The 26,920-nt window shown below is 57.0% G+C and carries 18 protein-coding genes; 11 read left to right on the top strand and 7 right to left on the bottom strand.

Going from position 1 to position 26,920, the window contains the following annotated elements; genetic code table 11:
* Positions 1-84: 84 nt before the first annotated feature.
* The gene (locus tag R8377_RS02240; protein WP_317643348.1) at positions 85-1,038 is read right to left on the bottom strand and encodes an SPFH domain-containing protein; all 954 of its coding nucleotides are present in this window, start codon (positions 1,036-1,038) and stop codon (positions 85-87) included.
* A 239-nt stretch (positions 1,039-1,277) separates the two neighbouring features.
* Between R8377_RS02240 and R8377_RS02235 the strand changes: the two genes are divergently transcribed.
* Positions 1,278-2,219: an aldo/keto reductase gene (locus tag R8377_RS02235; protein ID WP_317643347.1), complete on the top strand. Its 942-nt coding sequence runs from the start codon at positions 1,278-1,280 to the stop codon at positions 2,217-2,219.
* A 166-nt stretch (positions 2,220-2,385) separates the two neighbouring features.
* On the opposite strand, the gene R8377_RS02230 is transcribed toward R8377_RS02235, so the two are convergent.
* Positions 2,386-3,600, bottom strand: a complete 1,215-nt coding sequence (locus R8377_RS02230) for a MalY/PatB family protein (RefSeq protein ID WP_317643346.1) — start codon at positions 3,598-3,600, stop codon at positions 2,386-2,388.
* A 149-nt stretch (positions 3,601-3,749) separates the two neighbouring features.
* On the opposite strand from R8377_RS02230, the gene R8377_RS02225 reads away from it, so the two are divergent.
* The 6 genes from R8377_RS02225 (at position 3,750) to R8377_RS02200 (ending at position 14,194) form a co-directional block, all read left to right on the top strand.
* Complete coding sequence (locus tag R8377_RS02225) at positions 3,750-4,352, top strand: RidA family protein (protein WP_317643344.1); 603 nt, start codon at positions 3,750-3,752, stop codon at positions 4,350-4,352.
* A gap of 1 nt (position 4,353) precedes the next feature.
* Positions 4,354-5,115, top strand: coding sequence for an MFS transporter (locus R8377_RS02220; RefSeq protein WP_317643343.1), 762 nt, complete (start codon positions 4,354-4,356; stop codon positions 5,113-5,115).
* A 6-nt stretch (positions 5,116-5,121) separates the two neighbouring features.
* Positions 5,122-5,610: an MFS transporter gene (locus tag R8377_RS02215; protein ID WP_317643342.1), complete on the top strand. Its 489-nt coding sequence runs from the start codon at positions 5,122-5,124 to the stop codon at positions 5,608-5,610.
* 111 nt (positions 5,611-5,721) lie between these two features.
* Positions 5,722-6,369, top strand: coding sequence for a helix-turn-helix transcriptional regulator (locus R8377_RS02210; protein WP_317643341.1), 648 nt, complete (start codon positions 5,722-5,724; stop codon positions 6,367-6,369).
* Between the two features lie 747 nt (positions 6,370-7,116).
* Positions 7,117-10,551, top strand: a complete 3,435-nt coding sequence (locus tag R8377_RS02205; protein ID WP_317643340.1) for an RCC1 domain-containing protein — start codon at positions 7,117-7,119, stop codon at positions 10,549-10,551.
* Positions 10,552-10,765: 214 nt separating this feature from the next.
* Entirely contained in the window at positions 10,766-14,194 is a 3,429-nt protein-coding gene (locus tag R8377_RS02200; protein WP_317643339.1) for an RCC1 domain-containing protein, read from the top strand.
* Positions 14,195-14,357: 163 nt separating this feature from the next.
* Here the strand turns inward: R8377_RS02200 and ileS are convergent, their stop codons facing one another.
* Positions 14,358-17,711 (bottom strand): isoleucine--tRNA ligase, encoded by a 3,354-nt coding sequence (ileS, locus tag R8377_RS02195; RefSeq protein WP_317643338.1) that lies wholly within the window; start codon positions 17,709-17,711, stop codon positions 14,358-14,360.
* 476 nt (positions 17,712-18,187) lie between these two features.
* On the opposite strand from ileS, the gene R8377_RS02190 reads away from it, so the two are divergent.
* Entirely contained in the window at positions 18,188-19,141 is a 954-nt protein-coding gene (locus R8377_RS02190) for a nucleoside hydrolase (RefSeq protein WP_317643337.1), read from the top strand.
* Positions 19,142-19,203: 62 nt separating this feature from the next.
* Positions 19,204-20,625 (top strand): MFS transporter, encoded by a 1,422-nt coding sequence (locus R8377_RS02185; RefSeq protein WP_317643336.1) that lies wholly within the window; start codon positions 19,204-19,206, stop codon positions 20,623-20,625.
* A gap of 189 nt (positions 20,626-20,814) precedes the next feature.
* Here the strand turns inward: R8377_RS02185 and R8377_RS02180 are convergent, their stop codons facing one another.
* The 3 genes from R8377_RS02180 to R8377_RS02170 all read right to left on the bottom strand — a co-directional run bounded on the left by R8377_RS02180 (position 20,815) and on the right by R8377_RS02170 (position 23,637).
* Positions 20,815-21,810, bottom strand: coding sequence for a ribokinase (locus R8377_RS02180; protein WP_317643667.1), 996 nt, complete (start codon positions 21,808-21,810; stop codon positions 20,815-20,817).
* Positions 21,811-21,971: 161 nt separating this feature from the next.
* Positions 21,972-22,487, bottom strand: coding sequence for a GNAT family N-acetyltransferase (locus R8377_RS02175; protein WP_317643335.1), 516 nt, complete (start codon positions 22,485-22,487; stop codon positions 21,972-21,974).
* 139 nt (positions 22,488-22,626) lie between these two features.
* Positions 22,627-23,637: a LacI family DNA-binding transcriptional regulator gene (locus R8377_RS02170; protein WP_317643334.1), complete on the bottom strand. Its 1,011-nt coding sequence runs from the start codon at positions 23,635-23,637 to the stop codon at positions 22,627-22,629.
* 261 nt (positions 23,638-23,898) lie between these two features.
* Here R8377_RS02170 and xseA point away from each other — a divergent pair, with 261 nt between their 5' ends.
* Positions 23,899-25,236 carry an exodeoxyribonuclease VII large subunit gene (xseA, locus tag R8377_RS02165; RefSeq protein WP_317643332.1) on the top strand — a complete coding sequence of 446 codons (1,338 nt, stop codon included), beginning with the start codon at positions 23,899-23,901 and terminating at the stop codon, positions 25,234-25,236.
* A 76-nt stretch (positions 25,237-25,312) separates the two neighbouring features.
* The gene (locus R8377_RS02160) at positions 25,313-25,624 is read left to right on the top strand and encodes an exodeoxyribonuclease VII small subunit (RefSeq protein ID WP_317643331.1); all 312 of its coding nucleotides are present in this window, start codon (positions 25,313-25,315) and stop codon (positions 25,622-25,624) included.
* A gap of 133 nt (positions 25,625-25,757) precedes the next feature.
* On the opposite strand, the gene R8377_RS02155 is transcribed toward R8377_RS02160, so the two are convergent.
* Complete coding sequence (locus R8377_RS02155) at positions 25,758-26,792, bottom strand: endonuclease/exonuclease/phosphatase family protein (RefSeq protein ID WP_317643330.1); 1,035 nt, start codon at positions 26,790-26,792, stop codon at positions 25,758-25,760.
* Positions 26,793-26,920 lie beyond the last annotated feature (128 nt).

Genomic DNA, 26,920 nt, shown 5'->3' with positions numbered 1-26,920 from the left:
CATTCTGGAACCCGCTATCTCGAGCACTACAAACGTATGACTGCATCATATCCAGCATTCATGCTCATTTCTTACCTCATAGCTTCAGTACTGCAACCCCGTCTGCTGACTGGCAGCTTGCACTTCGGCAGCAGCGTCGGCCAAATCGCTCGACTGTGCCGTCATCAACGCAGAAGTCATCTGGCTATACAAATCGTTGTAACCACCTGGAGTCGAGGCAGGCAAGACAACCGTCTTAGCGTTAGCCGACTCGGCTAGCGAGCGCATCACGTCGAGATACTGGTTGAAGAGCACCACATTGTTGACTGAGTCAATATCCATGCCCACAGCGCGCAGACTCTTAATCTGGTCAACGATACCGTTAGCAATCTCGCGGCGGTAGTTGGCCTGGCCTTCACCCTGCAAGCGGGTCTTCTCAGCATCTGCTGTAGCCTGAGTCTCAATCTCGATACGGTGAGCCTCAGCCCGCTCGCGTGTAGCTTCCTTCTCGCGCTGAGCAGCATTGATAGAGTCCATAGCCTGCTTCACCTGAGCGGAAGGATCGATAGCAGTAACCAGCGTCTTGATAACTGAGAAGCCAAAGCGCTGCATTTCTTGGCCCACCGTGCGCTGCACATCGGAAGCGATGTCGTCTTTGCGAGCAAAAGCATCGTCCAGGGTGAGGGAAGGAATTGCTGAACGCAGGGCATCTTCCATATAAGAGCGCAGCTGACCGGCCGGGTCTTGTAGCTCGTAGTAGGCCGTAGCTACATTTTTGGGGTCTACACGGAACTGAGTAGACACGATGACCGTTACAAACACATTGTCTCGCGTCTTCGTCTCCAACTTCACATTGAGCTGGTTGACCCGCATATTGGTCTTATTGGCCACGCGGTCAACAAAAGGAATCTTGAAATGCAAACCTGCTAGGGCGATGGAATGGAACTTACCAAAGCGCTCAATAATATATGCCTTCTGCTGAGGCACCACGTAAATAGCTCCCCCCAGAACCATCACCAGTAGCACAACTAACACGAGCAGCGCTAATAATCCGTGCATATTTCCCTCCGATTCCTCTTATATCTATTAGCCATAAGCCTATCAGGAAGACAAGGCAGGAGCGAGGGTAAGAGTTAAGTAGGAATTTTATCCAACACGCGCTTTTTTAGCAGGAGGCGCAATTGCACTCATTGTTCAGCCGAAGCGAGGACAATAATAAGTGAGAGAACTCAGTAAAGCACTTGCCATCAAGACGGGGGCAGACAGCCGGGTGCTCAGCACAGAAGAAAGGCACAAGGATGGCAAAGCTGATAGATACTGATGTGTTCCCACTAGTTTTGGGCGGCAATACTTTCGGATGGACTAGCGACGAAGCGAACAGCAAGGAAGTACTCGACTCATACGTGGAGGCGGGCGGCAACCTTATCGACACCGCTGACGTCTACTCCGCTTGGGCTCCGGGCCACTCGGGTGGCGAATCTGAAATAGTCTTGGGCCGTTGGCTGGCAACTTCGGGCAAGCGCGACCAGGTCATGGTGGCCACTAAAGTGAGCCAGCACCCGCAGTACCAAGGACTTTCGGCTGACAATATCACCGCAGCCGCCGATGAATCCCTCCTACGCTTGGGCCTTGACCACATCGACCTCTACTACGCTCACTTCGACGACGAGAAGACGCCGCTTGAGGAGACCGCCGCCGCTTTCGACAAGCTAGTCAAAGACGGCAAGGTGCGCGCAATTGGCCTGTCCAACTATTCGGCCGAGCGCATTCGTGAGTGGTTCAAGATTGCCCACGAGAACAACCTGACCCTGCCTGTGGCCCTTGAGCCCCAATATAATCTGGTGCACCGCAAGGATTATGAGAGCGGACTCATGCAGGTGGCCAAAGATGAGAATCTGTCCGTGTTCCCCTACTTCTCGCTAGCTTCAGGCTTCCTCACCGGCAAGTATCGCACCGAGGACGACTTGAAGGGTAAGAAGCGCGAGGGCATGGTCAAGGATTACTTCACACCTGCCGGGCTCGACGTGGTCTCTGAGCTGGACCGCATCGCCAAGGAGCACGACGCTGAACTGGCTACCGTGGCCCTCGCCTGGCTCAACCATCGCCCGCAGATTGCGGCTCCTATTGCTTCGGCCCGCATTCCCAGCCAGCTGCCCGCCCTCTTGGCAGCAGCCAAGCTTGAGCTGAGCGATGAAGATGTTGAGGCCCTCAACAAAGTGAGCGACAAGGTCGGCGCCTGATTAGCGCTCTGGTACTAGCCGATATAACCCCCTTATAGATGCCAGTAGTTCTTGCTCACTTGCAAGCGTCTCAAGAGCAAGGCGGTGGCCCTGATGTCCAATAGCACCGGAACCACCGCCTTCGCCTTACTAGCATTGGCAGTGCCTGCTAGATAGCGCAGTAATCTTACTCAGCGTTAAAAACGTACTTATCCATACGGCTGAAGGCTTCCTCAATCCGGCTGAATGGCGAGGCCAAGTTCAACCGAATCGACCAAGGGTCTTGGAACTGGCGACCATCTTGCCAAGTGACACCTACATCCCAGCCAGCCTTAATGAGCTTATCCAAGCTCTTGTTGTGGCTCTCACACCAACCCTTGCAATCCAAGAACATCATGTAGGTACCTTCAGGCTTCGAAACTTCCACGCCCTCGAAGTGCTCTTGAATGTAGTTGTAAGCAAAATCAGCGTTGCCAGCCAATACTTGGCATAGCTCGTCGGCCCATTCGCGCCCTTCTGGACTGTAAGCAGCCAACAGGGCATGCATAGACATCACGTTCATCTCGTTGTAATGAGTCTTGTGCCCCATCGAAGTGACGCGGTCGCGCAGGGCCTTGTTGTAAATAATATGGTAGCTGCCGATTAAGCCTGCCAAATTGAAGGTCTTGCTGGGCGCATAGGTGGCGACCGTGTGGTTGCGGGCATACTCACTCACCAATTGCGTGGGAACATGCTCGGAATCGCCCAAGAGAATATCCGACCAAATCTCGTCGGAAATCACCGTACACTCGGCCTCTTCAAAGACCTTCATAGCTTCCTCAATCTCTTCACGCTCCCACACGCGGCCGCAAGGGTTGTGAGGGCTGCAGAAGACGGCCACGTGTATGTTGTTGTCGCGCAGCTTTTGGCGCATATCATCGTAATCCATACGCCACGTGCCCTGAGCATCCTTCTTGAGTGGAGAATGGACAATGTTGTAGCCGTTGTCGTTGAGCATGTTCGTAAAGCCCAAGTAAGTGGGACTGTGTACCAAGACCGAGTCACCGGGAGAGACGAAGGAGCGCAGAGTGGCAACCGCGGCACCAATCACACCATTCTCGTAGCCAATGGCCTCCTTGGGCACTTCGACTCCATGGCGGTCGCGCTGCCAGTCAATAATGGCTTTAAAGTAGCTATCTGGCATGGCATAGTAGCCGTATGCTGGGTGCTTTGCACGGTCAATCATCGCCTGCGGCACCGTGGGAACCGTCGGAAAGTTCATATCAGCAATCCACATAGGGATGATATCGAAGCCTTCTTTTGGCGGGTCTGGGTTGAATCCGGGCATAGCCCCCACGCCGTCAATAGCGATAGCATCCTTGCCCCGCCGGTCCATAATTGAGGTGAAATCATACTTCGTCATGACAATCCTTTCCTCGTGCGCTCTACCGACCGCATTGCTTGAACTCTAGCAGCCAGCCAGCCCACTTGACTCCATGCGGAGCCGTATATCTTATGCCCTAGCAGCTTTCAATCCGGTCCTCGCTGGCCGCAGAGCCCGCCGCGCAATACATGGGCCCACACTCTCCGTGTGTTGATATAAAATTATCACACAGTAGCCCTATCAGCAAACCACCAGTCAATCCTCACAGAAAGCGCTTTCTAACAGCCGTTTACTCATTCACAAATAGACAGCAGCACCAATTGTCACCCAGAGCCCCTCTGCCATATTTGCAGAATCATGATAATAAGTTATTATTAGTACATCTGGCCGAGCACATCGAAGCGCTGGGCCAACTCATACACAGGAAGGACACCGCAATGTCAACGCATCCGTACTCCACTTGGCGCCAGCAGGGTGAAACATACTACGTCTCCGGTCAATTACCCACCGACCCTGCCACTGGTACTTATCCAGAGGGTATTCGTGCCCAGACGCAACAGGCGCTCTCCAACCTTGAAACAGCCGTCAAAGAGTTTGGATGCGGGCGCCAAGACATCATTAAAACCACCGTCTTCTTGCGCGATTTTGCCGACTTCGCACAGATGAACGAGGTCTATGCAGAGTTCTTCTCGGAACCTTACCCAGCCCGGAGCGCTTTTGCCGTAGCCGGACTTATCCCCGGTGCAGACATCGAAATCGAGGCCATCGTAGCCTCAGGAGGAAGGAGTTAACATGGCCAACTCACCATCCAAGCCCCAGTCAACCAACCAATCCAAAACTTCCGCCAGTTCCCTCTTCAGTAAGGCCACAATTGGCGTACTCATCGGTATTTTTGTGCTGGCTGTCGTCTCGCGTTTCGACGCTAACATCTCGCCCTCGGTCGCCAAGATTCAGGAGAGCTTCCCCAACGAAGATCCATCCAAAGTTGAGTCCATTGTCTCCATCGGCTCCTCTGCCGCCATGGTTTCCGCCGTTATCTTCGGTAAGCTCTTGGAACGCCTCTCCTTCCGCTTCGTAGGCATTACGGCCTGTCTCTTTGTTTCCGTGGGTGGCTTGCTGCCGATTGTGATGCATGATTCGGTCAACGAGCTCCTCTTCTTCGCCATCGTCGTAGGCTTTGGCGTGGGCATTATTACCACCATGCTTCCCAGCTTGGAAGCGCACTTCTTCCACGGCAAGCAGCTTTCTACGCTGATGGGCTGGAATCTGGCCGTGCAAAACGGCGCTTCGATGGTCATTATGTATGTGGGCGGACTTTTGGCCCTCCAAAGCTGGGTATATAACTACTGGCTCTATGCCATTGCCGTCTTGGCTCTCATTCCAGTCTTCCTCTTCGTTCCGGCCGAGAAAGTCACCGACGACAGCAGCAGCGCCGACCAGTATCAGCTCAAGGCAGGAGCCCGTCAAAGCACTGCAAACATTGTGGTCTGCGAACTTCTAGGTTTCCTCAGCATCTTCCTCGTTGCCGTCATGTATAACAAACTTGCGGTCTAAGTAGACATGTACAACCTGGGCAATTCCGATGCCGCCGGCTTAGCTCTTATGTTCAACACTGGCGCTTCTATTGTGATTGGCCTGCTCATTAACTCCATCAAGCAAGTCTGCAAAAACATGACGATCCCCTTCTCGTTGGCTTTGTTTGCGGCCGGGGCTCTGCTCTTGCTCTTCACGCGCTCGCTCCCGATTACCTGCCTGGCAGCATTCCTCATCGGCTCCGGTTCAGCTATCATTATGGCCACCTGCCCCTTCATGCTCTCCAATTTGACCGAGCGCAAGCGTTACCCGCTGGTAATGGGCCTCTTCTCCGCCATTACGAGCTTGGGCTTCACCTCTTCAACTTGGTTCTTCAAGGCCGTATCTGGCGCTTTCAATATCGACCCGGTTACTGGCTCCTTGTGGGGCATTGTCATTATCTCGGTAGTCGTCTGCGTGCTGCTTGTCGTATTCCGCTTCCAGCAGCGCACCGATGAGAACTACTTGTTCGAGTAAGCGAAGTCTCTTCTCCCTGCTTAAAAGGGCGGCTGCACTTTCCCTGCAGCCGCCCTTTTGGCACTCTCACCGCTTACAATGAAAGAGCAAGACGAAAGTTGGGAGCAGACAATGCATTTTACGGTCCACCAGTTGGAGGAAGTCTTTCCCCTGGCCGATTTTTTGTCTGAAGCATTCGGCTCCATGGCGGAGATAGTGGTCCACGACGTGCAAAACCTTGAATCTTCCGTAGTGTATATCAAAAATGGCAAGCTCTCGGGCCGCAAGGTGGGCGACGGCACCACTGACCAAGCGCTGCGCCTGATTAAAACCGGCTCCGCCATCAGCAACGACTACGTAGCCAATTACCGGGGCAAGTCCTTAAACGGACACATTTTTCGCTCCTTTACTTACTTTATTAAAGACGATTCTCAGTCTCTAATTGGCCTTCTTTGCATCAATGTCAACGTGACCGGCTTGAACGATGCTATTGAGATTTTGACCTCTTTGAGCGGCAACAGCAATGCCCACCTGCCCCTCACTACTATCGACGAAAATCTGCAAGGCGATTCGAGTGAAACCATCAAGCGCATGGTTCACGACTCTATTGATCGCCTAGGCTTGAGCCGGGGCAAGCTTTCGAAAGAAGAGCGCCTCAGCGTCATCCGCGATTTGCACGAGGAGGGCGTATTCCTCATGAAGGGCGCCGTACCCCTCGTAGCCCCAGAAATCAACGTATCCATCCCCACCCTCTACCGCTACCTCCAAGAGTTCAAATAAAACACCACGAACACACCAACGACTGCGGTAAAAGAACCTGCTCGCCTTTACCTGCCTGAGCAACTGCCGAGTTAAAACAGTCCGGCGAGCCCCCACCGTTTTGTTACCCAACGGCCTGTACTCAATATCCCGTATACCCCTCAGTGGCCGAAAGTTCGCGATTAGGGGCAAAAGTGCGCAAAAAAGTGCCATTTTTAGGGCAAAAATGGCCGAAAGTTCGCGATTAGCCGCCAGCAAGCGCACTTTTCGGCCACCAAGCACCTAATTCCCCCCCCCGACATAGGGGGGGCTTCCCTATGATTACATTCTCTTATGCAGATACCTCACCCTCCTTGCACCTAATTGCCAGCAGTAGTGACACTCAGCAGCCTCACCGCCGCTAGCTACGGGGGTTATCAGCTCTCAAAACGGCGTACAAGGGAGGATTTCGAGGACGCTTCTTCTGTGAAATAGCGCACATTTGCGCAGCTCGCGGCCAATTCTGAATAGAACTGATGTATGGGCATAGGTCTCTTCCCGCCGCAGGAGCCAAGACATGGAAGCTGAGGCCCTCATTTTCAGGGCAAACCGTAACCTTCGCTCATGGCGACATCTTGAGTAAGCAGGTGTTAAACTAAGATCTCATGCACTGAGCTTTACATGCTCAGGGGGTTGGGGAACCCTTTTAAACTTGGGCTGCGCTGCTTTAGCACAGGTTTTCTGACAAGGCATAGCCACATTTTGTGCTTTTCTAGAGAGGGGAGTTTTATGCGCCGTTATCGCACCCTGTGCGCTATTTTGATACTTCTTTCACTAGTTGGAGTAGGTTGTGGTATCTCCCGAATAGCACAACACAGTTCAGCTAATCCCGCAAACGACGACATAAGCAAACTCCAACGTGGTTCCAATCCACCTTCAGAGACTGTGGACGGTTTAACTATCTCACCCTCACAAGGTTGGGCGTACACCAATGCTGAAACCACGGTCACACCTCCAAATCCGAAAAAAGTCTCCTTCACCCAAATCAAGACAAATGTGATGCATTCCATAGCGCTGGGCTCAGATAATCTCGTTTACACTTGGGGAGATAATAGTTTCGGACAACTAGGCAACGGTACCAGCGGCGGCAGCAGCACTCGTCCAATACGGGCCAAAACGCCGTCCGGTGTCCATTTCACTCAGGTGACCGTAGGCAGCACCTTCTCTATGGCACTGACCGACGACCATAAGATCTACGCGTGGGGCAGCAACACGTATGGGGAGATGGGGAACCCTGCTGTACCTCTCCAGATCAATCAGCCCCTGCCCCAAGCCATCGCCCAAGGTGCGCTGCCGACCTCTGAGCACTTCATCCAAATCGCGGCGGGCAACGGCTTCGCCTTAGCTCTGGGAAGCGACAACAGAATATACGCTTGGGGTCAGAACGCAATGGGGCAACTGGGCAACGGGCTCACCCCTTCCAGCAACTTACCCGTTGTGGTCGCACAAGGAGAGCTGCCTGCCGGCGAGCACTACGTGCGGATCGCCAATTCTAGTTTAAACACCGCACTAGCCTTGGGCAGCAACGGCAAGCTCTATACATGGGGAGCTAATCAATACGGGGTATTGGGAAATGGTAGTGCAATCACGCGTTCTTCGACTCCGGTGCAGGTCAAACTAGGTGCCGCGCCCGACGATGTGCAATTCAAGAGCATGGACATGGGCTACAACCACGCCTTGGCCATAGACACGAATAATGTCTTATACGCTTGGGGGGCCAACGAGAGCGGACAGCTCGGCACCGGCAACACAACTGGACAAAGATTGCCTGTGCTCGTCAATACAGGCGCACTGCCAGCCGGCGAGCACTTTACGCAGGTCAGCGCAGGATTAAACCACACGATCGCCCTCGGCAGTGACAACAAGGTCTACACTTGGGGAAGCAATGCTACCGGTCAGCTGGGCGACGATGGAGGCACCGACCAGCTCGCCCCTGTGCAAATCAATCAAGGCGAATTACCAATCTCCACCCACTACACGCAGGTAACCGCAACGAACTTCTGCTCCTTTGCTTTGGCCAGCAACAATTATGTCTATGGATGGGGAGACAACAGCATCGGCCAGCTGGGCAATGGTTCCACCGCCATCACCCAGCCCACTCCTATGGAAACCCCAATCATAGAATTCACCCTATCCGACGTAAAGTTTGGAAACACACCCGTACCTAGCCACACCGAGGATCCGGATTCAGGGGCGTGGAAAGTGCCGGTACCAATCAACAGCTCCGAACAAGTTAACGTGTATGCAGACTACCGGTTGAACTACCTAACTTCCTCAGGCGCAATGACTCCAGGCGAGGTACAGACAGCGAACTTGCACTACCTGTACCTGTCCTTCTACACCGTCCAATTCGATATCAACGGAGGTGACAGCCAAGCCCTGCCCGACCAGCGTGTACCCCAAGACACCCCGACAGCCGCTCACTATCCGAAGACCAATCCGACCAAGGAACACAACTGGTTTCTGGGTTGGGAAGACAGGCCGGGCCACTTCTGGGACTTCACCGAGCCCATTACCTCCGACATGACGCTAAAAGCCAAGTGGGAGCCCTACCGGTTCACGATCGACCCGGTCAGAGGTTCAGCGACGGGCGGCACGGCTATAAATGTGACACCGCCTGCTCCGCCTGAAGGCCTGCGCTTTACCCAAGTGGACGGAGGCTGGTACCACAGCCTGGCCATCGCCTCCGACGGCTCCCTCTATGCTTGGGGGAAAAACGACTTCGGCGCACTCGGTACTGGCGACTATGTTTCCAGCACTCACCCGGTTCGGGTCAAAACGCCAGACAATGTTCGCTTCATCCAGGTGTGCGCTGGTTGGGACATCAGCTGGGCCCTGACCGATGACGGCAAGGTCTACAGCTGGGGCGACGGACGGTATGGCATGTTGGGCACTGGTACCGACCGCGGCAGCAGCAACGTACCGGTTGAGGTGGCCATACCGGCTAGTGCCGGCCCCATTACGCAGCTCGGCGCTGGTGCCTTCCACTGCACCGCCCTAGACGATCAAGGCAATGTATACGTATGGGGCCGCAACAATTATGGACAGCAGGCCACCGGCGATCGCATCGACAGCAATCAGCCCCATCTCGTCGCTTCCCCGCCCGACGGCTCCCACTACGTACAGGTCAGTTCGGGCGGATATCACAGTTTGGCCCTGACTAGCAACCATGACATCTACGGTTGGGGACGCAATTGGGAAGGTCAACTTGCCAACGGCGACGTTGGCCGAGGCATCGTCAGCACCTCAATCGTCAAGGCCCTGCCAGGAGAGCTACCGGCAGGACGCCACTTCGTGAAAATCATCTCCGGAGACAACCACGTCTTCGCCATAGACGATCAACAGCAGTTGTATGGCTTTGGATGGAACTATTATGGCTCGCTCGGCTTTCCCTTCAGCTCTGCAATCGGAAGAGGGAGTGCAACCACGCCCATCGTCATACACTCACCGACTGGAGCGCCCTTTGATCAGATCGCTGCCAGAGGACAGCATGTTCTGGCATACTCCGACGGCGTTTTATATAGCTGGGGCGGCAACTGGTCCGGCCAGCTCGGCAACGGCGTGAAAGGTGACGGGATATGGCAGTGGGAAACTCCTGCCAGCAACCAAGGAGGCATAGAGCGCGTAAGACAAGGGGACCTGCCCGCCGGCCACCACTTCACCAAGCTCGTGTCTTCCATGGGCCAACACAGTCTGGCCATCAGCGACGAAGGACTAGTTTACACATGGGGCGACAACGAGTACGGCCAGCTCGGAGACGGTGAATCTGGCACACCTAGCAACAAACCCGAACCTGTCAAACTCTCGCAGATTGATCACGGATTACAGATTACAGGCGTCACCTTCGATGGCACTCCCTCCACCACCAGCCCTCCCACGTGGAACAGCACTAAAGGGGTATGGGAAAATGTCACCGCCCCAGACCACGCACCAGGCCCAGCCACGGTCAAAATACAGTGGACAATCAGCGGTCAAGCACAAGATGATTATCCTTTACCTTTCACTTACGACAGCCTTCCTCTGCCCGCTGCGGGAGCTACTCCCACTCGACGTATAGGCGGAGCAGCCATTATGTCCATCGGCACGATGGGTGGAATGGTTCTTGCCGGCTACCAGATTGCGAACAAACGCAGGTACAGCAACCCCCTCCGCAATAGGCAATAGGCATATACAGCAGTGCCCCGCGAGCATGAAACCTGTGGCGGATGCGGCCTTGCGACTGCGATGCTAGACTTGGTGGTTAGATACGGGTATTTTGCGTGCTTGAATTGGTTGGGGAACCATAATTTCGCCGCATAGAACCCACTTATTGATTACTTGGCTATTAAGTACCGGCCCACACCTAAAAGCGTGCTGTAGGCCGTTTTGGAGGGAAATAATGCGTAGTCTGCGAGCTGCTAGCGCCACTATCGTGACACTAGCCATGACTGTCCTTGGGGGGGGGGCAATCGGTCTCACGACCTCAGCCCACGCTGAACCAACCCCAAACACCCCCTCCAGCCAGCTCACACGCGGCAACCAGCAAACTTCTGAAACCGTAAACGGATTCACCCTCTCCCCCACCAAAGGCCCCGCCAACGCCGACGCCACAGCCACCATCACACCTCCCGCCCCGCCAAGCGGCGTCTACTTCACCCGGATCAGCTCACGCAGCGGACACAGCCTGGCCATAGGCTCAGACGGCAACACCTACGCATGGGGCAACAACCAAGACGGTCAGCTGGGCGACGGCACCACCACCAATCGCAACCTGCCAGTACGCGTCCATACGCCCGTGGGTGTACGCTTCACCCAGATCAGCGCAGGCGGCGGGCACAGCCTGGCCATCGGCGACGACGGGTACGCCTACACCTGGGGAAACAACACCCAAGGCCAACTCGGCAACGGCACCAGCGGCCCCAACGCCCCCACACCCGTCAAAGTCAGCCAAGGCGAGCTCGCACCCGGAGCCCACTACACACAAATCAGCGCCGGCGATTACCACAACGCCGCCATCGCCAGCGACGACAACGCCTACACCTGGGGAGCGAACAACGCCGGCCAGCTGGGCAACGGCACCAGAGGAGGAAACACCAGCGCGCCCGGCAAAGTCAGCCAAGGAGGGCTCACACCCGGAGCCCACTACACACAAATCAGCGCGGGAGGAATGCACACCGCGGCCATCGCCAGCGACGACAACGCCTACACCTGGGGAGACAACTACGTCGGCGAGCTCGGCAACGGCACCAGCGGCAACATCCAGAGCACGCCCGGCCAGGTCGGCGCTGGAGAGCTCACACCCGGAGCCCACTACACCAGCGTCAGCACGGGCTCGAACCACACCGTAGCCATCGCCAGCGACGACAACGCCTACACCTGGGGAAGAAACGACTACGGACAGCTGGGCAACGGCACCAACGGCTCCATCGCCAAAACACCCGTCAAAGTCAGCCGAGGCGAGCTCACACCCGGAGCCCACTACACCCAGACCAGCGCGGACGGAACGCACACCGTTGCCATCGCTAGCGACGGCAACGCCTACACCTGGGGAGACAACACCCAGGGCCAACTCGGCAACGGCACCGAGACCACCGTCACCACGCCAATCAAGGTACGTCAAGGCGAGCTCGCGCCCGGAGCCCACTACACGCAAATCAGCGCGGGAGGAGCATACACCGCGGCCATCGCCGACAACGGCCACGCCTACACCTGGGGAAGAAACGCCGAGGGCCAACTCGGCAACGGCACCAACGGTGCCGGCAACCCGCCAGACAACAGCGCCGACAAAAACACACCCATACAGGTGCGAACAGCCAAATACGTGATCGACACCGTCACCTTCGACGGCACGTCCGTCAGCCAGAAAACCATCAATACCACAACCGGCGCCTGGGACATGCACGTGCCATTACACGGCGCGGGACCAGCCAACGTCGTGGTCCACTACCACATCGACGCCCTCGGCCCCAACGGCAACGTCACCAACCCCAACTACTACACCGGCACCGTCACCCTCCACTACACCTACGCCACCGCCTACAAGGTCAAGTTTGTCTTGGGCGACGCTACCGGGCACAGCAGTAGCGCGCTGCCAGGCGACCAGTTCGTGTACTCGGACGACCCGCAGCCCATCGACTGGCCCAGCCCCGACCCCAGCTGGGAGCACCACCGGTTCACCGGCTGGGCCGACACCACCACCAACCAACCATGGGACTTCACCCAACCCATCAACAGCAACAAAACATTGAAAGCCACCTGGCAGGCATGGGAGTTCAAACTCTCCCCCACCTCCGGCCCCGACACCGGCGGCAACCCCATCCACATCACACCACCCGACCCCACCACCGTCTTCGCCTACACCCAAATTAGCGCAGGCGACCAGCACAGCCTCGCCATCGGCACCGACGGCAACACCTACGCATGGGGCAACAACCAAGACGGTCAGCTGGGCGACGGCACCACCACCAACCGCAGCCAGCCCGTACGCGTGAAAACACCCGCCGGCGTCCACTTCACCCACATCAGCGTAGGCGACCTTCACAGTCTCGCCATCGGCGACGACGGCCACGTCTACAGCTGGGGATGGAACGGGTACGGCCAGCTGGGCGACGGCACCACCACCGACCGCAGCACACCCACACCCGTCAAGGACCCAGCAGGCAAACCAGACACCACCTGGACAACCATCAGCGCAGGCGCGGGCCACAACCTCGCCATCAGCAGCGACCACCACGCATACAGCTGGGGAAACAACTACTACGGCCAACTCGGCGACGGCACCACCACCACCGACCGCAGCACACCCACACCCGTCAAGGACCCAGCAGGCAAGCCAGACACCACCTGGACAACCATCAGCGCAGGCCTCCGGCACAGCCTCGCCATCAGCAGCGACCACCACGCATACAGCTGGGGAAACAACTACTACGGCCAACTCGGCAACGGCACCACCAGACGGACTACGCCAACGCCCGTCAGCCCTGCCAGCAGCGGCAACCCCACCAACACCTGGACCACCATCAGCGCAGGCGAGTATCACAGCCTGGCCATCGGCAGCGACCACCACGCATACAGCTGGGGATGGAACGAGTACGGCCAGCTGGGCGACGGCACCACCACCAACCGCAGCACACCCACACCCGTCAAGGACCCAGCAGGCAAACCAGACACCACCTGGACCACCATCAGCACAGGCGCGGGCCACAGCCTCGCCATCAGCAGCGACCACCACGCATACAGCTGGGGAAACAACTACTACGGCCAACTCGGCAACGGCACCACCACCAACCGCAGCACACCCACACCCGTCAACCCGGCCAGCAGCGGCAACCCCACCAACACCTGGACCACCATCAGCGCAGGCGGCAATCACGGCCTGATTATCGGCAGCGACCACCACACCTACAGCTGGGGAAACAACAGCTACGGCCAACTCGGCAACGGCACCACCACCAACCGCAGGACGCCCGGGCCCGTGGGCATCCCCCAGATCATCGTCACTGGCATCAAATTCGACCAAACCGAAGCCACACCGACCCCCGCATGGAACGACCCCACTTGGGACACAACGGCTCCAGCCCACCCCGAAGGCAGAGTCACCGCCAACATCCACTGGACCCTAGGCGGCATCGCCCAACCCGACTACCCCCTGCCCTACGACTACTACACCTTCCTCACCCTGCCCCAGGCCGGAGCGCTGCCCATCCAACGCCTAGGCGGCGGCACACTGCTGGCGTTGTCAACCCTGACAGCCATAACCTACGCCGGCCACCAGTTCTCAGCCAAGCAGCTGAAAGTAACCAAACACACCACCACCTCCGCCCACTAACCCGCTAACCCATTGCCCCGCTGACACCCGGCGGAAAGCAGGCTACCAAAACCAGCGCTCCCCAACCACAACCGGAGGAGCGCCCCATAGCCGGCTTTGCCCCCCCCCTAAACACCAGTGCCCCGCGAGCGTAAACCCGCGGGGCACTGGTGTTTAGGGAGAATCAGGCCTTGGTTACCTGGACCTGGGGCTCCTGGGCGGAGTCGCTGGACTCGATGGTCACGCTGCTGGCCAAGGTCTCGGACGCAATCAGAGACTCAAACTGGCTGGCCTTGGGGGCCTCGGCGGCCGGCAAGGTTAGAGACAGCGCGATGCGGTCGGCAATGTCGAGGTTGGCAGCCTTGCGGGCGTCTTGGACTAGGCGAATCAAGTCTCGCGCGTAGCCTTCGGCTTCCAAGTCGGGCGTGAGCTGGGTGTCGAGGATTACGAAACCGCCGGTTGGGAGGGCGGTTGAGGCCTTGGAATCACTACCCTCAGCCTGGCTCTCTTCTACGCGGTTTATCAGCTCGTATTCGCTCGGCTCTAGGGCGATGTCGCCGTTAGGGGTTTCCACCACCGGAGTGCCGCCGTCTAAGTGCCAAGCGCCGGTCTTGGATGCCTTGATAGCGAACTGGACCTGTTTGCCCAGCCTGGGGCCAGCCGCGCGAGCGTTGACCTTGAGCTCTTGCAAGATGCGCAGACCCTGCTCCTGAGCCTGCTCAAGCGTGGAGAAGTCTACAGACTTCACGTTGAGCTCCGACTTGAGGATACCCTCGTAAGCAGCTACTGCCTGCGGGTCTTCCACAATGACTGAGAGCTCGGAGAGGGGCTGGCGCACGCGAATCTGCTCAGCTTTACGCATGGAGAGCGTGGAAGAGACAATCTCGCGTACCTTCTCCATAGCCGCCAGCAGAGCCGGGTCGTCGCGCAATACCAAGCCGAGCTCGGTGCTTTCACCGGTGGCAGCATCGGTCAAGAAGGGCCAATCCTCAAGGTGGACTGACTCGCCGCCGGTAAGCCCTCGCCAAATCTCCTCGGTCTCCATAGGAGCCAGGGGCGCAATGGCTCTAGAGAAGACTTCCAAGACCGTGTAGAGGGTGTCGAAGGCGCGCGCGTCTTCGGACCAGAAGCGGTCTCGGTTGTTGCGAATGTACCAGTTAGTCAGCAGGTCGATAAACTCAGAGGCCTTGGCGCAGGCGTCAGAGATAGCGAAATCGTCGAGCGAGCGCTGCAAGCCCTCAACAAGGCGGCGGGTGGCTGCCAGCAGGTAGCGGTCCATAGCTGGGAGATCGTCGACTTCCTCGGGGCTAAGGCGGTGAGCGTCGTAGCCCGCTCCCCCATTGGCCGCGTTGGCGTAGAGGGTGTAGAAGTAGTAAGACGACCAGATAGGTAGGAGCACCTGGCGCACGGTGTCGCGAATGCCTTTGGCGGTCACGATAAGATTGCCGCCGCGCAGGATGGGCGAACTCATAAGGAACCAGCGCATAGCGTCGGAGCCGTACTCGTTAAAGACCTCGTTCACATCTGGATAGTTGTGTAGGTGCTTGCTCATCTTCTGGCCGTCGTCGCCGAGCACGATGCCGTGGCAGATGACGTTTTCAAAAGCAGGCTTGTGGAAGAGGGCCGTGGCCATCACATGCAGGAGGTAGAACCAGCCGCGGGTCTGGCCGATGTATTCCACCACGTAGTCAGCCGGGAAGTGCTGCTCAAAATATTCCTTGTTCTCAAAGGGATAGTGGAATTGAGCAAACGACATAGAGCCGGACTCGAACCAGCAGTCCATGACGTCGGTGATGCGGCGCATTGTGGACTGGCCCGTGGGGTCGTCTGGATTGGGGCGGGTCAGGTTGTCGATGTAGGGGCGGTGCATGTTGATTTCGCCCTTGCCGTCGCGCGGATAATCGCCAAAGTCGCGCAGGAGCTCTTCGAGGGAGCCGTACACGTCTACTCGCGGGTAGGCAGGGTTGTCTGACACCCACACCGGGATGGGCGAGCCCCAGAAGCGGTTACGGGAGATGGACCAGTCGCGCACGTTGGCCAGCCACTTGCCAAACTGGCCCTCTTTGACGTTGTCGGGAATCCAGTTAATTTCTTGGTTGAGCTGAAGCATTTCGTCTTTGAACTTGGTAACGGAAACGAACCAAGAAGAGACGGGCTTGTAGATAAGCGGGGTGCCGCAACGCCAGCAGTGAGGGTAGGAGTGCACGTAGGACTTCTCTTGGAAGAGTAGGGCCCGGCGCTCCTGAGGGATGGCTGCCAAGGGGCCGCTACCATCACGCAGGTTGCGCAGAATCGGCTTGTTGGCATCGAAGACGTATTCGCCCTCATAATCGGGGCAGGCAGCGGTGAAGCGGCAGCCTTCGTCGAGTACGTCTGTGGACTTGATGCCTTGGGCGTTGAGGGTGTTCATATCGTCTTCGCCGTAGGGAGCCTGGTGCACAAGTCCGGTGCCTTCAGCGGTGTCTACGTAGTCTGCGGTAAAGATTTGATAAGCGTTGGGGCCGGGCACTGCGCCCTGAGCGGTCGCGCTTTCGTCTGCGAAGTAGGGGAAGACGGGCCAGTAGCGCCAGCCGACCATGTCGGAGCCCTTGAGCTCGCGCACAATCTGGTAGCCCTCGCCCAGTTCCTTCTCGTAGGAAGGCAGGAGGGCCTTGCCCAAGTAGAACTTCTTACCGGCGAACTGGCCCTCGACCGGCTGAACTTCCACGTAATCGATGTCGGCACCAACGACGATAGCGAAGTTGGTGGGCACCGTCCAAGGAGTCGTGGTCCAGAAAACGGCGTAGGCATCTTCTTCGTCGCGCAGCTTCACGGCCATGGAAACGGTGGTATCTTGGCGGTCTTGGTAGACATCGGCATCCATGCGCAGCTCGTGGGCCGAAAGGGGCGTGCGATCCTTGGGGCAGTAAGGCAGCACCCGGTAGCCCTGGTAGGCCAAGCCCTTCTCGTAGAGCTGCTTGAAGGCCCACATGACCGACTCCATGAAGGGGATGTCGAGCGTCTTGTAGCCGTGGTCAAAGTCCACCCATCGACCCTGGCGGTGCACGTAGTCCTTCCACTCGCTGGTGTATTTCAAAACCGAAGCGCGGCAGGCGTCGTTGAACTTTTCGATGCCCATAGCCTCGATTTGGTCTACCGACTCAATACCCAGCTCCTTTTGGGCCTCAAGCTCGGCGGGCAGACCGTGGGTATCCCAACCAAAGACGCGCTTGACCTTGCGCCCTTTCATGGTCTGATAGCGGGGAATCACATCTTTGGCATAGCCGGTGAGCAAGTGGCCGTAGTGGGGCAATCCGTTGGCAAAGGGAGGGCCGTCAAAGAAGACGAATTCATTGCTGGAGTTGTCTCCCGAGGCGCGGCGCTCTACCGATTTGTTGAAGGTATCGTCTTGATCCCAATAGTTGAGGACTTGCTCTTCCATCTGGGGGAAGCTGGGGCTGGGGCCCACCTGCTTGTTTGCGGCGCCCTCGCTTGCCTTGGGGTAGACAGATTGCGCCCGCTCGTTGGGATTGAAGGGTTCATTCGCTGATTGACTCACCGCACACGCTCCTAGACTCGTTGGCTCATTCCTAGGCCGAGGACGGGGGCGAATTGCTTCACCTGCGCGGTACCACCTCGCTTGTTGCGCTGCTAACTTGCCAGCAAACACAACCGCTTGAAGGGGCTATACGGGCCCCGCCCGCCGGTTCTAGTAGGCACTCGCAAGATTCAAGTGCTGTTCTTCCGGAAGCTCCCCGCTGATAACGGATCGTTGCTTGTTCCGACTTATCCTAACACGCCACGATGTCATTCATTTCCGATGTATGCCCGACGCAAGATTAGGGGCGGTGCACGGGAGGAAATTGTCTATTTCCCGAACCGTATTTTGACGCTCAGTGCAGATACGTCTATTATGTAATGGTAAGCAATAAAACCTTTTACCAACCTTGTATCGACAAAGTAGTCATTGCCATCACACTTGGTTGTTACTCTTAAAGAGGTTTTCCGTCGCTGGAATTATATGAAAGGCATTCTATGTACAAGCTCATCCTCGACCTTGACACTGGAATTGACGACACGCTAGCCATTGCTTATGCGCTCGGCAGTCCAGAAGTTGAGCTCATAGGCATCACCGGCACATACGGCAACGTCACACTTGAGCAGGGCGTGCACAACGACTTAGCAGTCACCGATCTCTTCGGACACAAGGAAGTGCCTGCATTCCCCGGCCTGCCCCATGCAAGCACCAAAGACAGCTTCGAAGTCTTGCCGGTCTCCGCTTTTATCCACGGAGATAACGGCGTTGGCGAAGCTGAAATCGCCCCCTCACCCCGCCAGCCGGAAGAGGAAAACGGCGTCGACTTCATTATCCGCGCCGCACACACCTACGGCAAGGACCTCATATACGTAGCAACTGGCCCTATGACCAATATTGCTGCCGCCTTTGAGCGCGACCCGAGCATCATAAACGAAATTGGCAACATCGTCATTATGGGCGGGGCGCTTACCGTGAGCGGCAACGTAGCCCCTTGGCGCGAAGCCAACATCTCGCAAGACCCGGAGGCGGCAGATGCGCTCTTTAGGTCGGGCGCACAGGTGACGATGGTTGGATTAGATGTGACTCTGCAAACGCTTCTGACCACTAAGGAAACCCAGCAATGGCGCGACTTGCACACCAAGGCCGGTGACTTCTTGGCAGATATGACCGACTACTACATTCGCGCCTACGCCAAGACTGCCCCTCAGCTGGGCGGCTGCGGCCTGCACGATCCGCTGGCAGTTGCCGTGGCCATCGACCCCAGCCTCATCACCACGCTGGGAGTCAATCTTAAAGTTGACCTAGAAGAGCCCACTCGCGGTCGCACTATTGGAGACAAGGACCGCCTCAACGATCCCGTCAAGACAACCCAGGTGGCCGTAGGCGTCGACAAGGACCGCTTCCTGCAAGAGTTCATGGGCCGCATTAGTGGCCTGGCAGCCAGCTGCTAATCGCCCCCCCACCTATCCCCTATCCCCTATTCCCCGCACTTTTATTAGCATTAGAGGAAATTATGTCTAACTCATCAACCGCCGGCAGCGCGTCGGCAGTCGCAGCAAAAGAGCAGCAAGAAATCACCAGCGACATGGCTGTTAAGGCCCTGATTCCGCTGCTTATTACCTTTATTTTGGGCACCCTGTGTTTACAAGGATTCAACCTAGTATTTACACAAATCGGCGATGCCGTAGGTGCGCCCAGCCAAGCTTCGCTCATTACCGCCATTCCCAGCATCGTGCTCGGCATCGTCTGCTTCGTCTACGGCTCCTTGGGCGACTTCGTCTCACTCAAAAAACTAGTAGTCGTTGGTATCGTCCTGCTGGCAATCGGCTCTATTGGCGGCTTTTTCGCTACTTTCTACATCAATCCCAACATTTGGGTCGTTATCGTAGCCCGCGCCGTGCAGACCGCAGGCGAACAGGTGGCCGGTTCGGTCTATCTGGTTGTGGCAACCAAGTATTTGAAGGATTCGCTCAAGGTCATCTTCTTTGGCCTCTTTACCGCCGGCTACCAGCTTTCGGCAGCAATCGGCGTGTTCGCAGCCGGTATCCTCACTTCCATCCACTGGCAGTATCTTTTCCTTATCCCCGCCATCACCGTTTTCTTCCTGCCAATGCTCTTGAAGAATCTGCCAGATAGGACCGGAAACGGTCAGAAGGTCGACACCGTCGGTTTCGTCATCTTCGGAACGGCCACAGCCTTCATCACCCTGTTCTTCTCGTACAAGGCTTGGTGGATGATTGCACTCTCCGCCCTCCTCTTCATCGCCTTCGCAGTCTACATTCACAAGGCATCCAACCCCTTCATCACGCCCGCCTTCTTCCGTAATAAGCGCTGGCTCATGGCCATCTCACTGATTCTGATTCTGTGGCTGCCCAACTATTCCTTCTCCCCCCTCTTCAGCGGCATTGCTACCAAGATGTTCCACATGACTACCTCGCAGGTTTCCATGCACGTTGTGTGGGCCTTCATCGTTGGTGCTTGCGTGGGCATCTCCTCGGGCTGGATTGTGGGCAAGATTGGGCGCAAGGCCGCTATCATCACCGCAGCTAGCATGAAGATTATCGCTTTCGTACTGGCGGTATTTTGCATCAACTGGGGCCCGATTGCCCTCACGCTGGCCGGCTGCCTCTACTACGGTGGCGGCGGTTTTCTATACTCCCCGCTGGTTTCGACCGTCTTGGACACCCTGCCCAAGGATGAGTCTGGCCGCGGCGTGGGCATGAACGATTTGGCCATCAACGTTTCCGGCTCCGTGGGCATCGCCATCATCGGCGGACTTATGAGCTCCCCGGCACTCTCCAGAGGCTCCATTAACGGCACCACCGGTTTCGCTGCCAACTATTCCAACCTCTTCCTTCTCGACGCAGCCATCATCTTCGTCGGACTCATGGTCTACTTGCTCTTCAACAAGACCATCTACAGCAAGCAGCAGTAATCGCTAGCTAAAACGCTTGTGAGGGCACCTCGCTTCGGCAGGTGCCCTCAATCATATCGGGCCCTCTCTTATATTCGTACAGCGAGCACAGAGCCCGCCAGACATCATAATGGGCCAGTGAGGGATGACAGCAAAAGCCCGGCTGCTGGCCTTGAATAGGCTCAGCAGCCGGGCTTTGTAGTATGAATCTTACTTATCGCAATCAGCGAAGTAAGCGCGCACTTGCTCAAGCGTGCCGTAGGAGGACTGGGCACCACGGCCAGTCGCCGCATAAGCAGAGACATAGGAAGCCACGCGGGCTGAATCCAAAAGACTAGACCCGGTAGCCAAACCAGCCAAAATAGCGCCCATAAAGGCATCACCGCAGCCAGTTGTATCGACAGCAGAGACCTTGAGTGCCTCCACGTGCTCGGCCACTCCATCTTCGAGCACCATAGACCCGGCAGAACCGAGAGTGACCACAACCCGCTGGAAGCCCACGGCCTTGAGGCGACCGTAAATCTCAGCCCAATCCAGCTTCTGCCACCAGCCTTCGCCAGAAAGCGCAGGAGTTTCGTCGCCCTCTTGGCTAATCAGCTGCCACATCTCGTGCTCGTTGACCAGCAGCAGGTCGACATTGTCAATCAAGTCCTGGGGCAATTCGCCTTGGAAGGGAGAATCGTTGAGGACGACCGTCAGGCCGGCCTGGTGTGCCAGCTGAGCAGCGCGCGTCACCGATTCCATAGGACTCTCGAGGCACAGGCCTAGAACGGAGCCAGAAGTCAGTTCCTTGGAGACTGAATCCACGTATGCAGGGTCGACATGCTCATTGGCACCTGCGGAAATAACGATAGTGTTTTCACCATGCTCGTCGACCGTGATGACAGTGGCACCGCTGGGCCCATCGCAGCGGGAGACGGCGCTCATGTCTACGCCAGCTTTGACCAGCTGTGTCTCTAGAAAGTCACCGTTGGCATCGGTGCCGAGCTTGCCTAGCATCGTGGCACCAGAGCCCAATCGGGCCACTGCTGCAGCTTGGTTAGAGGATTTGCCGCCGGGCAGGATGGTCAGAGGTCCGCCCACTACAGTTTCGCCGCCAGTGGGCAAGCGCTTGGTAGTGACCGTGTAGTCGGCATTCATGGAGCCGAAAATCACCACGGAGCCTCCGGAGAAGTCCTTCGTATTCAACAGTTCTTGGCCTTGCATAGTTTTGAATATCACTTTCGCTCGTGCGGTCGAACAGCCGCATATAACAGTTTACAGCTGCATGGATGGAATTGTGGAGTTCCCATCTCTTTTACAGAGAAACAATGAAGTCTATGAGTGCTCCTTTACGCTGTACACACCATCGGTGTTCACATCGTCACCTACGATTCTTGAACGCTTATGATGGCTGCTGGCTCGGGCTGGTCGGCACAACCCTGCTGGCAGGGCGGTAGCGAGTCGGCGCTGGCGGCACCGGGCTCGGTGTGGTCGAGAAAACGAATCATACCGCTACCCATATCATCGCTAGGTCTGCGTGTAAAACCGTGACGCTCATAGAAGCCCTCTTTACCGCTGGCTGAAAGCAAGCCCACATAAGCGTGATCACAGCAAGAGCGGCTAATGCGCTCAATAAGTGCGTCCAAGATGGCTGAGCCTATACGCTGACCGCGGTATTGGGGCAGCACAACTAAGTCTTTGATGAAGAAGGCGATGCGACCGTCGGCCACTACCCTACCAATTCCGGCAGGCAGACCATCGGCATACACCACTACCGAGCAGAAGCTACCATCGAGGGCTGCTCGCACGTCGGCAGGGTCGTATTCAGGAAAATGCGCAGTGGTGCGAACGCTCGCGTAAAGTTCGGGCGTAAGCGCATCGTAGCGTACGGTAACCTGCATCGGCACCTCCCCATCGAGCAACAGCTGATATAACGTTTTATCAATAACAGTTATCAGTCTAAATGCTTTACGTAAAACTGTCCAATTACGCCGTGTGTATTCATCTCAACCCCCCTTGAGTTAGCGCACCCCAAATTACTTACTGGACTCGACCTACCGAGCCGCGCAAGTCAAAGCTAGTGGGAATACTGACTGGCTGGCAATCCTTGTGGTGATCTCCGCGAATGTGGTCAAGGAGAATCGAAACCCCCTGTTGCCCCATCTGCTCCACCTGTTGAGATATGACCGCAACCTGAGGTGAGAGTAATCGGAAAGCTTCAATATCGTCGAAAGAAGCGAGGGACATTTCGCGACCTAACTCAACGCCGCGATAACGCAAGAGACTTATGCAGCTAATAGCGTCGGGCGAATAGCCGAAAATTACTGCCGTAGCCCCAAAATCAAGGATTCCATCTAAGGCTTCTTTGCGCGATTCGAGACTTTCGCCGCAAGAAAAGACCGCAGTTTTGCTGGCGCTAAAGAACTGGGGGCCCAGCTCTCGGAAGGCCTCAGCACGCTCGTTCACACTGAACGAACCCAGCGAGGGGTGAGCCACATAAGCCACGCTCGTATGGCCGTAATCACGCAGGGTGGCCAAGGCATCGCGCAAACCCGGATTGGGGTCGGAAACCACGTAGGGTACCGTGCCGTCCATGCCAGGCACACGACGGTCCACGAACACTAGGGGCAAATCACGCTCTACCAACATTTTAATTCCGGGAGTTTGGTCTCCTTGTGGCACCGCAATCACGCCGTCGATGCGCTGGCCCATAAGGCGCATAAGGAAGTTGTCTTGACGCTTGACGGACTCGTCTGAAGTGCCGATAAGGGCGCCAAAACCCTGCTCGTAAAGCATGGTCTCCATCGAAGAGACCAAGTTGGCAAAATAGGGGTTTCGCAGGTCTGGCACCAAAATACCCACCATGCGGGTAGAGTCGGAACGCATAGCCTGAGCGCGTGAATCGGGAATATAGCCCAGTTCTTCAACGGTTTGGCGCACCAGTTTTTGCGTCTCAACCGAGAAACGCCCTTTGTCGTGCAAAATCTGAGAAACTGCGGCAGTAGAGACACCGGCCTTGCGCGCCACATCCCGAATGGTGACAAACCCCATGACTCTCCCTCTCCAGCGCGGCTACCATCTGCTCCCGCATATGGGGATGGTTATCTTTTATCTAGGATAGCTTAGGGTGTTCCGTAAAGAAGCCACGCTCGCTGTTCCATAACACTTATGATAGGGGAAAGCCATAGCCCTTGCCGGCACTTCCATCATTATTAACTAGTCTCAGCTAACAAAAACCGTGAATGAAATTGTCCCTGAGTTGGTGAATTGTTGAGGTATCTATACTCTTTGGGAGGTGCCGTGCTAGCAAATATGGCCATTCGAGAGGCGTTCGGCCCTGGCGAGGGTACGCTCAGCTTCGCAGGCAGCGGTAGCGAGCGCCCTGCCGGCTCCATCGACCAACCCAAACCCTTGAGCGAACTGCCCCGTTTAGCTCGCGACACCACTTCGGAAAGCCCTTGGCCCGTCTCGGTGCTGAGCCAAAAGTATCACGACGCGGTAGCCCGCTGGCCCGGAGCTTGGGTAGAGGGGCAAATCGTTGAAATCAATACCCGTCGCGCAGGCTCTGCCTATCTGACAGTGCGCGACAATTTTGAAGACATCTCTATCTCCGTCATGGGATTCCGCGCTTTTGCCACTAAGGCCCGCGACTTCCACCAGGGCGACCGAGTCGTGATTCATGGCAAACCGGACTTGTGGACCAAGCAAACCCGGCTGAGCTTTATGGCCGACGACATTCGCCGCGTGGGCACTGGTGATTTGAAGGAGCAGATTGAGCAGCTGCGCCGCCAGCTCAAGGGCGAGGGGCTCTTCGACGCTGATAACAAGATTGCCCTGCCCGAGTTCCCCGAGCGCATCGGTCTCATTTGCGCTCCCCAAGCTCGCGCAGAAGGCGACGTTATCACCAACGCCCGCCTGCGCTGGCCCACCATTGAGTTTTCAGTAGTCCACGCCCACGTACAAGGCCCACAGTGCCCACCCGAAGTAGTGGCCGCCATTGAGCGTTTAGACGCAGACCCGGCAGTGGACGTGATTATCGTAGCCCGCGGCGGTGGCTCTTTCGAGGACCTTCTGGGCTTTTCCGACGAAGCAGTAGTGCGCGCTACTGCCGCCTGTAAAACCCCTATCGTCTCGGCCATTGGCCACGAAGACGATTGGACGCTCATTGATTTGGCTGCCGACTTGCGTGCTTCAACTCCCACCGATGCTGCAAAGCGCGTAGTGCCAGACCTTATCGAGCAGGAGGGCATGGTCGAGGAGGCCCGCCTGCGCATAGGAGCCCGCATCCAGGCATTGGTTGAGAACGAAACCCGGCTGATTGAGGGCTATGCCAATCGGCCAAGCCTCACGCAGCCGCTCACCATGCTCGACAAGCCCCAGCGTTTTGTTGACGACGCTCAGGTGCGCCTAGACATTTCCCTGCGCAGAATCGTCGATGATGCCTCGCTGACCGTTGAGAAGCTTCAGTCTTCGCTCACTGCGCTCTCACCGCAGTCCACGCTCAACCGCGGCTACGCTGTCGTGCAGACCGCAGACGGGGCTGTCGCCTCAGATGCAACGGCCATAGCCGACGGAGCCGAAATCAAAATCACGCTCAAGCGCGGCGCTCTGGAGGCCACTAAGACGACCACCGTAGAGCCGGGCAACTGAGTCGCACAGCTACAACGTTCCAAACAAAGCGTTGTACACCAACCTTCAAATGTAAGACACTATCAAGGAGATCAACATGGCAGCAGCAAAAGCCAGCAAGCAAACCGAGAGCCAGGAGCCGCTGGCCTCGACCCTGAGCGATAAGGAGCGCGAAGCTATTGCGCAACTGCCTTACGAGCAGGCTCGCGACCAGCTCATTGAGGCCGTGCAAGCCTTGGAGGCAGGCGGGCTCGACCTGGATGCTTCCATGCACCAGTGGGAGATTGGCGAGGCACTGGCCAAGCGGGCTCAGGAACTCCTTGGGCAGGTACGGGCCAAGCTCGATGCAGCTCAGGCTGAGCAGGCCTCCGCTGGGGCTTCTGCGGGCACCCAGTCCAATCTGGAGTAGTAATTCGCGTAATACGCGCACGTAAGGCCGGCAAGCAAGCGCTCTGCCGGCCTTATTCGCATCTAAGAGAGGAACCTTCCTCCGCTCACACGCCCGCACGCGCACGCACTCCCGACTTTTGCATGCTGCTTGGCTAGCGGCCCGACTCCCCCACCCAAATCGTGCCGACGAGAGCGCGATGGTCTGAGCCGGGAATCGAAAGCGTTTTGAGCTGCCCTGATTGAATGCCCCGGTCTACCACAATGTGATCAATGCCTGCAAATGGCGGAATGCCGGGCCTATCCATGGGCCAAGTAAAGGTGAATCCGTGGCCGGAATAGCGGGCAGCGTCACTAAAGCGGTTGCCCAAAAAGTCGCGGAAGGGCGCATGGTCGTAGGTAGCGTTGAAATCGCCCAAAAATACGTAGCGGGTATACACGTGGCTCTTCATATTCGAAAGCTCGTCGAGACTGCGCTTCCACTGCTGCCAGGAGCCCGGAGATGGCGAGGTGGTGTGAACTGAGACGAAGCGAATATCGCGGTCTTGGCCAAAGGTCACGGTGCCTGCTGGCATTTGAGAGGCGGAAGAGTCCACGTCGTCGCGGGCCGGCGAACCCAGCGGGGTAAGCGACCACAAGCCGTTGCCATATTTGCCGTCCGCGGAGGAGACCTTGGAATAGGGCAGATAGTCCTTAATGCCAGCCTTCTCTAAGCGCTTCACAAAGTCATCGGTCGTCTCTTGCAGGGCCAGCACTTCCACGCGATTGTCTCGCACTACCTGCACGATAGTCGCCGCATCTGCGTGGCCGCGGAACACATTAGCCGTCATCACACGAGCCGCATAGTCGTCTTTTATCGGTTGCTCAGCAGCCCCAGCCGCCAAAGCATCCTTGGGCAGCGTGTGCTCATCCGAAAAGAACGGCAGCTGCCAGGAGACGCCCACATACAGGCAGGCCAGAGCCAGCAAAGAGGTAAACCAACGGCGAGAAAGCAGAGACAAGACCAGCGCTATGAGGGCAGCGAGCGCATACCAGGGTGTGAGCGACACCACTTCGGGCACAAAGGGCCAGGCCGCAAACTGGCTGGGCAAATAGTGAGCGCCGGTGCCAATGAGCGCTATAAGAGCCAGGGCGCGAGCCAGAAAGCTGAGCACTAACCGCACTCCAGGCACCCGCCGCACTTTTGCCATCCGCCCAACTCCTATCTTAGTTTGCTCTTACTCCGATTGTGAGCGCTACCCGCGACCGCTCAGCCCGTGGCGTGCCACTATCCGCATCAACACAAGGAGGCCCACAAACAGCAGGCTCCGTGCTACAG

It is taken from the genome of Bombiscardovia apis (genome assembly GCF_033095945.1).
Lineage (GTDB): Bacteria > Actinomycetota > Actinomycetes > Actinomycetales > Bifidobacteriaceae > Bombiscardovia > Bombiscardovia apis.
Note: the sequence above shows the minus strand (reverse complement) of the source record. Positions and strands in the feature narration are given on the sequence as shown.

What these genes read in the sequence shown, in the direction of transcription:
- R8377_RS02240 (WP_317643348.1), bottom strand. Translation starts at nt 1,038, where the DNA reads ATGCACGGATTATTAGCGCTGCTCGTGTTAGTTGTGCTACTGGTGATG.
- R8377_RS02235 (WP_317643347.1), top strand. Translation starts at nt 1,278, where the DNA reads ATGGCAAAGCTGATAGATACTGATGTGTTCCCACTAGTTTTGGGCGGC.
- R8377_RS02230 (WP_317643346.1), bottom strand. Translation starts at nt 3,600, where the DNA reads ATGACGAAGTATGATTTCACCTCAATTATGGACCGGCGGGGCAAGGAT.
- R8377_RS02225 (WP_317643344.1), top strand. Translation starts at nt 3,750, where the DNA reads ATGGGCCCACACTCTCCGTGTGTTGATATAAAATTATCACACAGTAGC.
- R8377_RS02220 (WP_317643343.1), top strand. Translation starts at nt 4,354, where the DNA reads ATGGCCAACTCACCATCCAAGCCCCAGTCAACCAACCAATCCAAAACT.
- R8377_RS02215 (WP_317643342.1), top strand. Translation starts at nt 5,122, where the DNA reads ATGTACAACCTGGGCAATTCCGATGCCGCCGGCTTAGCTCTTATGTTC.
- R8377_RS02210 (WP_317643341.1), top strand. Translation starts at nt 5,722, where the DNA reads ATGCATTTTACGGTCCACCAGTTGGAGGAAGTCTTTCCCCTGGCCGAT.
- R8377_RS02205 (WP_317643340.1), top strand. Translation starts at nt 7,117, where the DNA reads ATGCGCCGTTATCGCACCCTGTGCGCTATTTTGATACTTCTTTCACTA.
- R8377_RS02200 (WP_317643339.1), top strand. Translation starts at nt 10,766, where the DNA reads ATGCGTAGTCTGCGAGCTGCTAGCGCCACTATCGTGACACTAGCCATG.
- R8377_RS02190 (WP_317643337.1), top strand. Translation starts at nt 18,188, where the DNA reads ATGTACAAGCTCATCCTCGACCTTGACACTGGAATTGACGACACGCTA.
- R8377_RS02185 (WP_317643336.1), top strand. Translation starts at nt 19,204, where the DNA reads ATGTCTAACTCATCAACCGCCGGCAGCGCGTCGGCAGTCGCAGCAAAA.
- R8377_RS02180 (WP_317643667.1), bottom strand. Translation starts at nt 21,810, where the DNA reads ATGCAAGGCCAAGAACTGTTGAATACGAAGGACTTCTCCGGAGGCTCC.
- R8377_RS02175 (WP_317643335.1), bottom strand. Translation starts at nt 22,487, where the DNA reads ATGCAGGTTACCGTACGCTACGATGCGCTTACGCCCGAACTTTACGCG.
- R8377_RS02170 (WP_317643334.1), bottom strand. Translation starts at nt 23,637, where the DNA reads ATGGGGTTTGTCACCATTCGGGATGTGGCGCGCAAGGCCGGTGTCTCT.
- xseA (WP_317643332.1), top strand. Translation starts at nt 23,899, where the DNA reads ATGGCCATTCGAGAGGCGTTCGGCCCTGGCGAGGGTACGCTCAGCTTC.
- R8377_RS02160 (WP_317643331.1), top strand. Translation starts at nt 25,313, where the DNA reads ATGGCAGCAGCAAAAGCCAGCAAGCAAACCGAGAGCCAGGAGCCGCTG.
- R8377_RS02155 (WP_317643330.1), bottom strand. Translation starts at nt 26,792, where the DNA reads ATGGCAAAAGTGCGGCGGGTGCCTGGAGTGCGGTTAGTGCTCAGCTTT.